General features: G+C 45.1%; 13 protein-coding genes. 9 read left to right on the top strand and 4 right to left on the bottom strand.

The features are described 5' to 3' along the window. The first annotated feature begins 77 nt into the window (after positions 1-77). The 8 genes from P8596_RS17305 (at position 78) to P8596_RS17270 (ending at position 8,169) form a co-directional block, all read left to right on the top strand. Complete coding sequence (locus P8596_RS17305; protein ID WP_224519347.1) at positions 78-1,283, top strand: MFS transporter; 1,206 nt, start codon at positions 78-80, stop codon at positions 1,281-1,283. Between the two features lie 137 nt (positions 1,284-1,420). After that, positions 1,421-2,380 (top strand): LLM class oxidoreductase, encoded by a 960-nt coding sequence (locus P8596_RS17300; protein ID WP_224519348.1) that lies wholly within the window; start codon positions 1,421-1,423, stop codon positions 2,378-2,380. Positions 2,381-2,631: 251 nt separating this feature from the next. After that, positions 2,632-3,447 (top strand): lipid II flippase Amj family protein, encoded by an 816-nt coding sequence (locus tag P8596_RS17295; protein WP_079532800.1) that lies wholly within the window; start codon positions 2,632-2,634, stop codon positions 3,445-3,447. Positions 3,448-3,511: 64 nt separating this feature from the next. After that, positions 3,512-4,552, top strand: a complete 1,041-nt coding sequence (locus P8596_RS17290; protein WP_279724430.1) for a DUF4362 domain-containing protein — start codon at positions 3,512-3,514, stop codon at positions 4,550-4,552. 50 nt (positions 4,553-4,602) lie between these two features. Further along, entirely contained in the window at positions 4,603-5,235 is a 633-nt protein-coding gene (locus tag P8596_RS17285; protein ID WP_279724429.1) for a hypothetical protein, read from the top strand. Between the two features lie 245 nt (positions 5,236-5,480). Then, entirely contained in the window at positions 5,481-6,695 is a 1,215-nt protein-coding gene (locus tag P8596_RS17280; RefSeq protein ID WP_279724428.1) for an MFS transporter, read from the top strand. 179 nt (positions 6,696-6,874) lie between these two features. Continuing rightward, the gene (locus tag P8596_RS17275; protein WP_279724427.1) at positions 6,875-7,741 is read left to right on the top strand and encodes a phosphotransferase family protein; all 867 of its coding nucleotides are present in this window, start codon (positions 6,875-6,877) and stop codon (positions 7,739-7,741) included. A gap of 26 nt (positions 7,742-7,767) precedes the next feature. Next, a complete protein-coding gene (locus tag P8596_RS17270; protein ID WP_279724426.1) occupies positions 7,768-8,169 on the top strand; it encodes a GNAT family N-acetyltransferase in 402 nt (133 codons plus the stop codon). Positions 8,170-8,270: 101 nt separating this feature from the next. Here P8596_RS17270 and P8596_RS17265 read toward each other — a convergent pair whose 3' ends face one another. The 4 genes from P8596_RS17265 to ytrH form a co-directional block, all read right to left on the bottom strand. Further along, a complete protein-coding gene (locus tag P8596_RS17265; protein WP_279724425.1) occupies positions 8,271-9,287 on the bottom strand; it encodes a DUF4179 domain-containing protein in 1,017 nt (338 codons plus the stop codon). Next, the gene (locus P8596_RS17260; protein ID WP_061809333.1) at positions 9,284-9,847 is read right to left on the bottom strand and encodes a sigma-70 family RNA polymerase sigma factor; all 564 of its coding nucleotides are present in this window, start codon (positions 9,845-9,847) and stop codon (positions 9,284-9,286) included. The genes P8596_RS17265 and P8596_RS17260 overlap by 4 nt, the downstream gene beginning before the upstream one ends. A 384-nt stretch (positions 9,848-10,231) precedes the next feature. Further along, positions 10,232-10,738, bottom strand: coding sequence for a sporulation membrane protein YtrI (ytrI, locus tag P8596_RS17255; RefSeq protein ID WP_224519358.1), 507 nt, complete (start codon positions 10,736-10,738; stop codon positions 10,232-10,234). Beyond that, complete coding sequence (gene ytrH / locus P8596_RS17250; RefSeq protein WP_034756917.1) at positions 10,735-11,070, bottom strand: sporulation membrane protein YtrH; 336 nt, start codon at positions 11,068-11,070, stop codon at positions 10,735-10,737. Before ytrH ends, ytrI begins: the two co-directional genes overlap by 4 nt. 137 nt (positions 11,071-11,207) lie before the next feature. Here ytrH and dnaE point away from each other — a divergent pair, with 137 nt between their 5' ends. After that, on the top strand, positions 11,208-14,558 hold the full coding sequence (gene dnaE, locus P8596_RS17245; RefSeq protein ID WP_279724424.1) for a DNA polymerase III subunit alpha: 3,351 nt from the start codon (positions 11,208-11,210) through the stop codon (positions 14,556-14,558). The last annotated feature ends 7 nt before the right edge of the window (positions 14,559-14,565 follow it).

Here is a 14,565-nt window from a genome sequence, read left to right as displayed (position 1 = left end):
AACATAATGTGTGTACAGAGAAACGGAAGGCGCCTTCGTTTCTCATTTCATTTAAACTTTAAGGAGGAAGTTACGTTATGAGTTCAACTTCAGCTACTATACATCAGTCAAAAACGAAAGGCGGCACGCCGGCGTTACTTGCCCTTGCCATCAGTGCCTTTGGAATAGGAACGACAGAGTTTGTTCCCGTTGGATTATTATCATCGATTGCCGATGATTTATCGATATCGATCACACTCGCAGGGTTATTGATTTCAGGTTATGCCATTGGAGTCGCCATTGGGGCACCGGTATTAACCGCATTAACAAGTAAGATGAGTCGAAAATCGCTGCTTATGTCCTTGATGCTCTTATTCATCGTAGGTAACTCGGTTGCGGCCATGTCCACAAGTTTTGGACTATTGCTTGTAGCCCGTTTTATCACGGCATTTTCACACGGGATTTTCTTCTCGATCGGATCGACGATTGCGGCCGATCTTGTGCCTGCCCATAAGCGGGCCAGTGCCATTGCCTTTATGTTCACAGGATTGACGGTGGCGACCGTTACAGGAGTACCACTTGGAACATTCATCGGGCAGGCATTTGGATGGAGAGCCACATTCTGGGGAGTTGCACTTCTTGGTATTGTCGGAATCATTGCCAGTTCCATTCTTGTACCGAAAAATTTGAAAGAAGCACCACCAGCCAAGTTCAGTGAACAATTGAAGATTCTAACAAACGGTCGATTGTTATTAGCCTTTGCCATTACAGCCCTTGGGTATGGCGGAACGTTCGTCGCGTTCACTTATTTAACACCTTTATTGCAAGACGTAACAGGATTCAGCGCGAAATGGGTGAGTATCATCCTTCTTGTATACGGAATTGCCGTTGCGATCGGAAATGTCGTTGGAGGGAAAGCATCTGACAAGAGCCCGTTAAAAGCATTATTCTGGATGTTTGTTATGCAAGCCATCATTCTAGTAGCTCTTACATTCGCAGCACCATTTAAAGTGGCGGGTCTCATCGCAATCTTCCTAATGGGATTATTCGCATTCATGAACGTGCCGGGGCTGCAGATCCTTGTGGTGAACCTGGCTGAAAAATATGTCCCTTCAGCGGTCAATGTGGCATCTGCACTGAACATCGCCGCATTCAACGTCGGGATTGCCATCGGTTCCTTCGTCGGTGGACTTATCGTTGATGGAATAGGCTTGATTCATACGCCTTGGATCGGTGCCATCATGGTGGCAGGAGCGGTTCTGTTAACAGCGTGGCTCAGCGGTATCGAACGAAAGTCAGCCTAGAATGGTTGAAATATGGAAGGAACGAGTGGCTCAACGGCAGAAACGCATTGCAATTGAAAAGAGAATTGTCATAACCATCATGACTGGGGCGGCACTTTTCGCCGCCTCCCGTCAGATGAAGAAAGGGAGAGGGAAAGATGAATCCATTTGCACATCACAAAGCTTATAACCGCATGTACAAAGAGGGAGAATTGACGCTGGGCCTTCACATCCCCCTTGAAAATTATCATTTCGACACCCCGACGATGGAGAAGCAGGCGGAACTTGCCCAATTGTCAGAGAAACTTGGTTTCACGAGCCTGTGGTTAAGGGATGTTCTCCTCGAGGATCCGAACTTCGGAGATCCTGCCGTCGGCCAGATCTATGATATGATGATTTACTTGACCTACCTTGCCGGACAGACCAAGGATATTGCCCTTGGAACGGCTGCTGCGGTACTGCCGCTTCGTCATCCGCTTCGGGTGGCAAAGGAGATCGCCACGATTGATCAGCTGTTTCCGGGCAGGGTCCTTCTTGGAGTCTCATCCGGGGACCGCCGGGCAGACTTTGCCGCACTAGGGGCATCCCATCCTGACCGGGGAGAAGCGTTCGTGGAAGCTTATCATTATCTGAAGGAAGCCCTGTACAAGGAGTTCCCTCATATAGAGTCGTCCAGAGGAAATATCCGTGGAGCTAACCTTGTGCCAAAACCGATCACGCGCATACCTACCTTTATCACAGGGTATGCACAGCAGGACATGCAGTGGTTTGCTGAACATGGGGATGGTTGGATGTACTATCCACGCAGTCCACATGATCAGGAAGTGACGATCCAGCGCTGGAGAAGCCTGGTAGCAGAGTACCATCCCGGCGTCTTCAAGCCATTCAGCCAGCCGATGCATCTTGACCTTGCCGAAGATCCGAATGAAATCCCAAGACCGATCCGCCTTGGATTTAGAATCGGCCGAAACTATCTGATTGAATTACTGAATATCTACAAACAGGCCGGAGTCAATCATCTCTTCTTTGCCCTCTTTGACAGTCAGCGACCTGCTGATGAGGTCATACAGGAGCTTGGGGAGGAAGTGGTTCCTTATTTTCCAGCAGTTCAGGAATGAGTGATCTACTTGAAGCCACAAGTCATTGAATTCAATGACTTGTGGCTTTTGTTGTTCATATGTAAAGTGAGCTTTCTTCTGAATTCATCTGGTTTTATCGGAAATTCCCCAGTAGTATTAAAAACATAGTATTTATAATGGCATTGGTATGAAGCCTATAGAAAGTAAATTTAAAGGAACATTTCAAAAATACGAAATGTTCCTTTTTTAAAATGCTATAATAGGATTGGATAAAAAAGGGAGTTGTCATCGTGGAATTTTTATCGTTACCAGTACTCTTTATTGCATTATTCATTTTAATCATACATAGCATTGAAACACTTGCTTATGCGGTCAGGTTATCCGGGGCAAGGGTGAAGTTGATTGCGTCAGGTCTTTCCCTGTTTAATATGATGGTCATTGTGTCACGGATGTCAAATATGATGCAGCAGCCTTTTACAGGAGGACTCACTGATGCTGCACCTGAGGGCCGAAAATTAGAAGTGGTGGAAGAGCAGTTCAGGGTGCTGATCGGTGCCTCGACTTTAGGTACTCTCCTTGGAATCGTGTTATTGCCTACGTTTGTTGCTTTGTTTTCAAGGGGGATTATCCACCTATCAGAGCAGGGAGGTTCTGTGCCAAGGTTAATCAAGCTTGGGTTTAAGAATGATCTATATAAAAGAGGAATGAACCATTTTGCTAAACCAGGTAGAAGATATTTGACGGGAATCAATTTCAGAGCCATTCCAAAAAGGTTGTTTTTCATCAATATGGTCATTACAGCAGTGTACACGATTGGCGTTCTTTCAGCGCTTTATGCTGCGCTCATCGTACCAGATAGATCAGGCAGTGCGACTATGGCTTCAGGCTTGATCAATGGCATTGCAACGATTTTATTGACACTATTTATTGATCCTAAGATTTCCGTTCTGGCCGACGATGTGGCAAATGGGAAGGGGAATTACCAAGAGCTAAAAGGCCTTTCTATCATGATGGTCATCTCCAGGCTGTTCGGGACTCTGCTCGCTCAACTGATCTTTATCCCGGGTTCATATTATATTGCCTGGATGTCTCAGTTTTTTGTTTAATAGCAAACCGTTTAAAGCAGGAAACTGTATGTAAGTCAATATTAGAAAATATAGGAGGGATTCAATGCAACATTCAAAATGGTTATGGGTACTTGCCATCATCTTGGTCTTTCTCACAGCATGCAATGAATCCAATCAGACCGCAGAACCTACCGCAAAACTTACTGAAGAAAACGATTCTGAACTGAATGCGGATGTAGTGAACATGCATGGTGGGATTTCAGGATTGGATAAAATGGAGAACTATTTTCAGCAGGTAAAGAAGCAGAAAAAAGGAGATTTGAGAGTTGTATCCTACACAATCGAGGGAGATCCCATACTCACGGATTTAGCTTACGATGGGAAACAAATCGATGTGACATTCGATTACACTAGAGACCAATATGGCGATGGCGAGGTGGAGTCCTTTCAATGCGGAAAGCTGAAACGGGAAGAGAATCCTACCAATCTGTCTTATTATCTGACAGGTTGTGAGGGTGTTACGGGTGAAACCTGGGGTGTTCTCGAGACTTCTTATGACGTCAATCGCCAGGATGTTTTTGAAGTGGAGTTAAGGTACGGTCCCAAAGAAGGAGAAAAACAAACGATTCAAGTGAATGATGAGGATAAGCAGGAGGTCTATAAGCAGTTGGTGTTGGCGAATTATCTAGACTCCAAGCCTACGAGTGATGAGTGCCCTAAAGGAAAACAAGCGGACAACTATCTGATGAAAGTGAAGATAAATGGAGGGGGCCGAACGCTTAACTGGAATGCCTGCGGTTCTTATGAAAGCTCTAAACCCTTCACTGATATTGCTGAGTACATTATTTATGCATCCAAACATCCCACAAAAACCAGTGAAAATGTCGTCTACGGTTACATCTTGGAGGTGAAGGAAAATCAGATTCTGATTGGAGAAGATTTGACCGCCGCCGATTTAGTATCTCTGGAAAAGGTAAAAGGGGAAGATTTAGCGAATATGAATATTACCCTTTTGTATGTAGAAACGGAAGACGCCGAAGAATTTTCAAAGGGAGACAAAATTGTCATGAAAGTCGATGAGGTGTTGGAGGAAGGTTCTCCCGGCAGGGTCAGGGCAAGTGATATTCAGACGATAACGGAATAGATATGATTAATGATTGAACTTTCAATGAAACTCGAGAAGGAGTGTACTTGATGGTACATACAGTTACGAAAGGGGATTTGCATGGGACGGCTTCTGGTGTTTTATTCATGGCGTTTTTCGGTACCTTGTGGTCGTATACAGGTGTCATGGGGCTGCAAGGTTGGGGAAGCCCGTGGTTGTTAATCGCTGCTTTAGCAATCGGAATGGTGTTAGTCATCGGGGGCTTCTCATTGATTTCGGCGTCGAATGGGTTTCCCCAAGGGACCTCCATCCACAGCGGGAATGATGGAAGGAAAATGAGGATGTGGTTTAACATCATTTTCGCCGGGGAGGGGATAGCGATCGGGATTGCCATTGCAGTGTGCAATGCTTTTGGACACACAGAAAATATCCCAATCGTCATTGCCATCATCGTCGGACTTCATTTTCTGCCGTTGGCCCGGCTATTCCGGGTTAGGATTTATTATTACACCGGTCTTTTACTATGTGTGGTTCCTATTGTCACCTGGCTTTTCGTACCTGAGATAATGTCATTGAGTGGTCATCAGCTCAATGCCTACATGTCTGTTGTCGGCCTGGGATCTGCGTTGATTCTGTGGGTGACGAGCTTTGCCATTTGGATGATAGGGAGAAGATTGATGGGGCTTGCCTCTGATCAGTTGTCCAATGATTTAACACACTAAAGTCAAACATCCCTGCTTGCAGAAAAGCCGATCTGCATGCAGGGGTGTTTATTTTTTAAGGTTGAAGATTCGGAAAATTTATGAAATAATTACCAATACTAGTATCAGAAAGGAAAGAGTCTATGATTCTCATACGCTTTCAAAATCCATTCGATCATTAGAACTCATTCATTGTGTGGAAACCGCCTTAAGGTTAGCGAATGACCACGTGTTATTTGCTGATGATTAAAGGAGGATTTTCATATATGAATAAACCATTAATGATTCTGTTGACAGGCAGGATCATCACCAATTTTGCTGACAGCTTTTACATGATTGCGACGATCTGGTACGTGAAAACGACGACGTCTTCTCCTTTGTTAATCGGCTTGACAAGTGCAGTGGCCATTCTGCCCGTCACCATTCAATTTCTATACGGTCCCATCATTGACCGATTTTCAAAGAAGAAGATTCTTTATGTCGCCATGCTCGGGCAGGGGGTGCTGGTCAGCGCCATTTCTGTCTTGTATTATACGAATCTCTTATGGATGCCACTGTTATTCACATTGATGTTTGTGGCCCTTTCGTTATCGGAATGCACGTACCCTACTGAAAGTGCCCTCATTGAGAGCCTGACTCCCCGTGAACAGCTTACAAAAGTAAACTCGATTTTCGCCTTTTCTTATCAAACACTCGATATCATATGTGATGCTGTATCGGGGATCTTGATCACATTTGTTGGGTTGGGTTTGATTTATGTGACGAATAGCGTTTTATTGATCGGGACAGGAATGCTGTTTTTATTCTATTTAAGCGTCCCGAGGTCGAAAAAGGAAACGGAAGTACGAACCGTTCACTTTATCAGGCAGTACAAGGAAGATTTCAAAGAGGGATTTCTGGTGGTGAGAAAACGTCAGACGCTTCTAACCATGGTATTCGGCATCATCGTCATGAATGTGATGGCGACGATGGGGATGGCTATGCTTCCGGTCATTTCGGATTCTTCTGCGGAATACGGATTCTGGTTGACGTCCATGTCATTAGGCACTCTGACAGGGACCGCCTTATCCAGTAAGGTAGAGAAAATAGCGCTAAATCGTATTCTACCGCTACTGTCGCTTTGGTCCGGCTTGTGTTGGATGCTGGCGTTTACCCTGAAGGACTTGTCGATCATGCCTTATCTATTGTTTTCTTTATCATGGATGGGGATCGGCATCATCGGGATTTATGTACAAACGTTGATTCAGGTCAATCTTCCAAAAGGATATATAGGAATCGGTTTTGCCTTCATTTCGTCGCTACTCGGGTCACTGAGTCCTTTAGGGTTTCTGCTCGGCGGTGTGATCGGAGAGTTCACTTCGGGAAGATTCCTATTAGTATTATCAGGGGTCGGTTACCTGGCTTTTGCTCTGTACTTCTGGGTGAATCCCAGGTTGAAGAATTTGAACAAACCTTTAAGCGTCCGGTTTAAAGAATCGTGAATCATCAGGTTTCCCATTTCGGGAAGCCTTTTTTAAAAGTGGAAAAGGGGTGAAAGGATACCGGATTCGAGACTGGTCATCTTCGAGAGGAGTAATCATTACCCGTTCCTTGAGGAAGCAGACCGGTTTAGGGATGAGTATGAATGGTTTTTGAATGAAAAGAAGTAGGGGGAGCAAATATGGTTTCAGCTTATGAAAAAAGAATAAGAGAGGTGTACCCGGAGTTAACGATCACCCACAGCGAAATGAATGAAATCGGTCAGAATAATGATGTCCTTATAATTAATGACTCTCTTGTTTTCAGATTCCCGAAGTATGTGGAAGGAATCAGTAAATTGAAGAAAGAAACGAGTGTGTTGGAAGGGATAAAGGGGAACATTCCATTAGCGGTACCTTATCCTATTTATCAATCCTTGGAACCAGAGGAAGTGGGAATGGTATTTACAGGATATAAGCTGGTTAAAGGCAGTCCACTGTGGCCAGGCGTATTTATAGAAAATAAAGAGCATCGTAAAAAAATCGCTTCCCAATTGGTGGATTTTTTGACTGCTTTTCACTCACATTCTTTGGAATCTATGAGCATCGAGAAAAAGAGTATAGGAGAGATACGACGTTCGATTGAAGACCTATACGATCGGTTCAAGGAGAAACTTTTTCCCCATATGAATGAACGAGCAAAGGTGGAAGTCAGCCACCATTTCGATTCGTTTTTATCAAAGAATGAACTTCTGGATTTCCAACCGGCCCTCACTCACGGTGACTTTGGGGCATCCAATATCCTGTGGGATCCAGAACGTCATGAAGTCTCCGGGATTATCGACTTTGGAGAAGCCGAAGTGGGGGACCCTGCTTATGACTTTGCCGGATTATTATCCAGTTACGGTGAATGCTTCGTCCGCAGGTGTCTGGAAATGTATCCGAACGGGGATCGAATTTTCGACAGAATGAATTTTTACCGTGGTACATTTGCGTTGCAGGAAGCACTTCATGGTATTGAGAATGATGATCCGGTAGCATTTGAGAATGGGATGAAGGGGTATAGATGATACCGGGTTGGAAATGAGGGACGCTTATGGAAGAAATCACAACGAAGTCCATTCACCCGGATATTAGAAAATTATTATCCTTTGCAACTTCTGTAGAAAAAGTGGAAGAGGAATATGATCTGTACATCCATTCCACCGAACGGAAATTATATGGGTTTACGGCTGGAGATGAAATGATCGGATGTATAGGAGTTGAATTCCTGGATGAGGGAGAGTGTGAAATAAAGCATATAGCCGTGATGCCTAATCACCGGGGTAAGGGGCTAGGTCATAAGATGATCGATCACATCGCCAATTGCACTAGAATTACTGCTGAAACAGATCGGGATGCAGTATTGTTTTATAAGAAACTTGGGTTTGAGATTACGAATTTGGGTGAGAAATATCCTGGGGTGGAGCGGTTTAGGTGTGTGCTGGAAAGGCTTTAGTCAGATTGTAAATAGAAAGTGTGACCATCTGGTAAGATCACACTTTTATAGAGAATTAATTCCCCTATTAAAGTCGTTCAACTCCAATTGGGGAATGGGAATTATTTTTCTAAATCAATGACGATCGGTTCAAGTTCAATTTCTGTATGACCTTTCCCCGACCCGAGACTGGCAATTTCAATGGGTTCGATGATGAGTTGGCTGGCTTCTTTCTGGATGGTTCCAAACTCCGTTGTCCCTTCGTATGTTTTTCCGTTATCGGTTGAAAAACCGCCACCGCCCGTTCCGTCCATATATACATGACCCAGGTCATCCGTCACTTTGAAGATAGGTGATACCTCCGGCCACTCCTCGAGAAGGTCGTCCGCTGCCACTTGCTTATAAGCAATGACGGTTGATACATCGGTAAACTCAATAGATTTCAACGTGAAGGTTACATCTTTACTCTGAACCGTTTCATTGGTAAGCTGCAGGTCGCCTTCCAGCCGTTTTAATGAGAAGGCGAATGACCAGTCACCTTTAACTTCTGTATCATTGGTCGTGCTATAAAGAGTCTCTGGTTCCCACGTGATTTCCACCTTTTCCGGAAAGTCCCCGCCTTTAAAGCTCGGGGTGATGGAGGATAGTCCGACATAGCGGGTTGGGCTGATTTTGGTGAGTTGACTGCTCCCGCCGCTTCCATTCGCACCCTTGATGTCAAACCATTGTCCACCGCTGTGGATGTCTTCACCGAAATCTTTGTCCGTTTCGATGGCATAGGATATTTTAATATTCGTGCCGTCATAAACAGCGTTATCAATCAAGATGGTCACACCATTGCTTGTCTGGGTAAGACCGATATCAGTCGAGTAGTCTTCAAACTCTTTGTATGGCTCATCAGTAAAATAGCGTATGACATCGTCCATGAATGGGAGCTGTGTGGCAAAAGAGGGATACGCAAAGCTTGCCGCTGTGGAGACGCCGATCAGCATAACGGATGCGACGGCCAGATTCCTCCAAATGTTTGTCTTTTTCCGTTTATTTAGAACATGTTGTTTAACGCGCTTTTTTTCCAATTCGGTCACTTTTTCTAGTTCAAGTGAGTCGATATCTAATTCCATCCATTCCTTCATGCTCATACCAGTCGCTCCTTTAATGTTACATTTGACGCTAATTTTTTCTTCCCGCGATACAAGCGGTTATCCACCGCCGCTTTCGAAAGGGTTAATTGATCAGCAATTTCTATATTGGTTAAGTCCAGGTAATACTTCATTATGAAGATGTCACGGTCCAGCTCTTCCAAGTGACTGATCGCTGCTAGTAATTCATTTTTTTCTTCCCGTCGCAATATGGATATATCTGTCCCGGGAGTACTTGATTTTTCAAAGAGAGATTCGTCCTGATGTTCTCGGGCGTTCCGTTTTTCAGCCTGACGGTATCGGTCGATTGCCTTGTATTTTGTGATCATTCCAATCCACTTCCTGAAGTCTTCAGGCTCTCCTTTAAACTGATGTGCGTTTTGCCAGACGGTCAGGAATACATCATTGATACATTCATCGACGTCCAGACGATTTTGATTGTGTAGGATTTTTGTAGCGATCGTTTTCACAAGCGGCATGTAAGCATCAATGATATACTCCAATGCATCCTCTTTTTTCTTTTTTAACCTTTTGATGAAATTGGTCGGTGAACTTTTCATTTCATTCGCTCCTTATATGATTGAAAGGCCTTTACACTATGTACAACGAATGGATGGGGAAATGATTCTCATGAATAATGGAATTTTTTTGAGTGATTCATTCTAGTATACAATGAAGGTTGAATATGTGTTGGGTTTTGGATAATTATGTAAAAATATGCAATTGTCAACGGAAATGGCGCAATCGAGGTCACTTTTGACACAATTATCTAAGTAATGACGCAATAAATTTAATTATGACGCAATCACTTTGGAAAATGACGCAATCACCACACGAAGGAAGGATGAAGCCCATCCAAAAGCCCCTCAGCAAGACGGAATGAACCCAAATCTCTATAAATGCACAAAAAAGAACCCGCCACCCGACAGGTTCACCCAACAAGTCTAATCATCCTCATACTTCAACTCCAACGTAATTTGCGTAGTTGTATAAAAGTACATTTCTTTCACTTTCAGCCGGAAATTCTTATCATTCAGCTTGACGGTTTTATTCTCAATGATTTTCTTGATGAGCTCTTTATTCCCATACACCGTTTCCAGATCCTTGGTCAAAAGGCTCCGCAAATCTTCGCTCAGTTTGTCCTCGGTTTGATGAATGCTCAGCAGCTCCACTTTTGTCTTGGTCGTGTTGATGATCTTTATTTTGACTTCCTGGATGACCAGTTCATTTTCGTTTTCCTGATTCAGTTGCTTGTATTCTTCTTGTAAGTAGGTCAGTGTATGCTTGAGTTTGCTGATGTCGTTTTTTTGTTCTTCTATTTTAAGAGCCTGTTTTTCATGCATGGTACCGAACATGAAGAGGAAGATCATCCAGCTGATGATGCCCCCCACGACCATTCCGGCGAAGAACCGCTGCCAGGAGGGGAGTCGGTAGAAAGGGGGGATCCTCATGACGGCATATGTTCCTGGGTGAGCCACGTGATGATCATGGCAGCCGTGTTGGCTCCTCCAAGTGCAGACAGGATCCACAGGAATTGTTTGAAGAGTTCTTTTGTTTCCCCGTTCAGGAAACCTTTTTCAAAGCTGTACACTGTATCGAATGTACCGCCGATCGCTGCGATGATGGCCCAGATCCGCAGGAAATCGGATAGTCGTCTCATTTCAATGAACAGGGGCTGCCCCATGGCAAACGAGGCCAGTCCGCCGAGCAGTGAACCGCCGAGCAGTACCCCCATAGCGATAAAGAAGCTTTTGAATAATTCCGGAAAGAAAGCTTCCGCCATTTCATCATCTCCATCTATTACGTGTCTTTACGATAACTATATGGGATTCGGGGACAAGATATGAGGGAGAACATATTTTCTTTTTTTCGGTTTCTTTCCTATAATAAAAGTATATTGAGAAAAAGGTTGTGCATAACATGTCATTTGTTCATTTACAAATAGCGAGTGCCTATAGTCTCTTGTCTAGCACGATATCGATAAATGGACTTGTACATAAAGCGAAGGAATCAGGGTACAGGGCGCTTGCCATGACCGATAAAAATATGATGTATGCCGCGATCCCTTTTTATAAGGCGTGTGTAAAAGAAAACATCAAACCGATCATCGGATTGACCGCAGATATTGCCTCGGAGGAAGGTTCCCACCCCCTCGTTCTCCTCGTGAAAGATCAAAGTGGCTATCAGAACCTATTAAAAATCTCGAGTGCCATCGGAGCAAAGTCGAAAGAAGGATTACCGCTGAAGTGGCTCTCTTCCTACAGTAAGGGATTGATCGCCATCACTCCAGGCGTCAAGGGTGAGATAGAGAACCTGTTATTGAATGATGAAAAAGAAAAAGCTAAGGAATGTATCCGCACCTATCAACAGATGTTCGGTCGGGATTCCTTTTACTTAAGCATTCAAAAGCACGGCATTGCCTCTGAGGATTCGCTTATTCCTTTACTGCAGAAGATAGCGGAAGAGACCGGTTCGGAAATGGTCGCTACCAATGATGTACAGTACCTCGAGCAGGAAGATCATTTTGCCCATGAGTGTATGGCGGCGATCCGGGACGGGGTGAAACTGTCTGAGGATGACCGGGACGTCCTGGAATCACAGGAGTATTACTTCAAGAACAAGGATCAGATGGTGGAACTATTCTCTGATCATGTTGAGGCATTGGAAAATACAATGAAGATTGCCGACCGCTGCCATCTGACCATTCCTTTTCATCAACAGCTCCTTCCGAAATATCCTCTGCCTGAAGGAGTCACCGCCCTCGAGGAATTGACGCATCTTTGTGAAAAAGGGTTAAGCGAGCGGGTCGAAACGGTAACTGATGAGTATATCGAGCGGTTGGATTATGAGCTTGAAGTCATCGGCAGGATGGGGTTCAGCGACTACTTCCTGATTGTGTGGGATTTCATGAAATACGCGAAGGACAAAAAGATCCTGACCGGACCGGGACGTGGGTCGGCCGCAGGTTCCCTCGTATCCTACGCCCTCAGGATTACGGACGTGGATCCTTTGGAGCATCATCTGCTGTTTGAACGATTCCTGAATCCAGAACGGGTGACCATGCCGGATATCGACATAGATTTCCCTGATCACCGGCGCGACGAAGTGATCGAGTATGTGGAAGGGAAGTACGGCAGCCTTCATGTCGCCCAGATCATCACGTTCGGGACGTTTGCAGCGAAAGCGGCTCTCCGTGATACGGGTCGTGTGTTTGGACTCAATATGAAGGAGCAGGAGCAGGTGTCGAAGCTCGTGCCGAACCAGCTCGGAATCACTTTGAAAGAAGCCTATGAAAAGTCGAAGGGGTTTCGCGACTTTGTGACGGGCTCTGATCATTATAAAAAATTGTTCCAGACTGCTCTCAAGCTTGAAGGACTACCGAGGCACACCTCCACCCACGCGGCGGGAGTCGTGATGAGTGAAGCACCTTTAGTACAGTGGGTACCGATCCAGGGGAGTTCATCGGGGATTCACCTGACACAGTACTCTATGGATATTTTAGAAGAAATTGGGTTGTTGAAGATGGATTTCCTTGGGCTTCGCAATCTGAGTATATTGGAAAGAATCGTGAAGAATGTTGAAATCGGGACGGGAAAACCGTTTGCCATCGAGTCAATCCCGATGAATGATGCCAAAACGTTCGATCTGCTCACTAAAGGGCAGACGAATGGGATCTTCCAGCTGGAATCGGATGGGATGCGGAATGTGTTAAAAAGGCTGAAACCCAATTCCTTTGAAGACATCGTGGCGGTGAACGCCTTGTACCGTCCGGGTCCGATGGAGAACATCCCGATGTATATCAACCGGAAACATGGGAAAGAGCAGGTGGAATATCCTCATCCCGATTTGAAACCGATCCTTGAAATGACGTATGGGGTCATTGTGTATCAGGAGCAGATCATGCAGATCGCTTCGAAAATGGCCGGGTTCTCCCTCGGGGAAGCGGATCTCCTCAGGCGAGCCGTTTCCAAGAAGAAAAAGGATGTCCTCGATCAGGAACGGGAGCATTTTGTTTCCGGTTCGATACGGAAAGGCTACAGGGAAGAGGTCGCCCATACAATTTATGATTTGATCGTCCGCTTCGCAGATTATGGATTCAACCGGTCACATGCCGTTGCATACAGCATGATCGCCTATCAACTGGCTTACCTGAAAGCCCATTATCCTGCGTTCTTCTTATCGTCACTCCTGACATCTGTCGTAGGAAATGAAACGAAGGTGGCTCAGTATATACGGGAAGCCACACAGTATGACATTGGAATCCTGCCTCCTTCCATCAATCGCAGTCAGTTTGTTTTTACAGTCGAAGGAAAGAATGTGATCCGCTACAGCATAGGGGCGATTAAAGGAATTGGGGCCGCGGCTCTTAAGGAAATCATCCGTGCGAGAAAAGAAAAGCCGTTTCAGGATCTCTTCGATTTCTGCATGAGGGTGTCCTCGAAGACGATCAACCGGAAGATCTTAGAGAATCTTGTGCTCTCCGGGGCGTTTGATGAATTCGGGATCGACCGCGCAACCTTGCTTGCTAGCCTGGATGTGGCAGCGCAACATGCAGAGCTTGTGAACCCTGATGACGATCTTGACCTGTTCCATGAAGAAGAGGCGTTTATGTTAAAGCCCAAATATGTGGAAGTGGATGACATGACGATCGATACGAAGCTTCAGTTTGAAAAACAGGTACTTGGACTCTACTTATCGGATCACCCGGTTTCTTCTTACCGGCCTTTATTCGAAGGAATGGGATTGCAGCAGATAGCCGATCTTCAAAAAGGATCGAAAATCTCACTCGGCGGTTATATTACCGGGATGAAATCGATCCGGACCAAGAAAGGGGAAGTGATGGCTTTCCTTGAAATCGGGGACGAGAGCGGAGAGATGGAAGCCGTTGTGTTTCCGAATGTGTACAAACATAATATGCCGTTGCTCAAAGAAGGGAATATTCTCCTATTCGGGGGCAATGTGGAAGACCGCAACGATAAGCTTCAGTTCATCGTGAATCAGTTGGAAACGATGGAAGACGTTCAGGAAAGGGTGAAAGAGAGCAGCCAGAAGCTATATTTGAAAATCGCCGCGGGTCAGGATGAAGAGGCCTGTATGGAGGGGATCCATCGAGCCATTAACCGGTTCAAAGGGAAGAATCCGGTCATCGTCTACAACGAGCAGGCCAAAAAGAGTATAAGGCTTCCGGATCATCTGCGCATCAGTCCTTCACAAGAGGCTCTTAGGGAATTGTACCGAATTCTTGGGGAGTCAAACGTGATATTGCAATAACATACTT

This window comes from Rossellomorea sp. DA94 (assembly GCF_029834455.1).
Lineage (GTDB): Bacteria > Bacillota > Bacilli > Bacillales > Bacillaceae_B > Rossellomorea > Rossellomorea vietnamensis.
The sequence above is the reverse complement of the archived record's forward strand: the minus strand, read 5'-3'. Positions and strand labels throughout refer to the sequence as shown.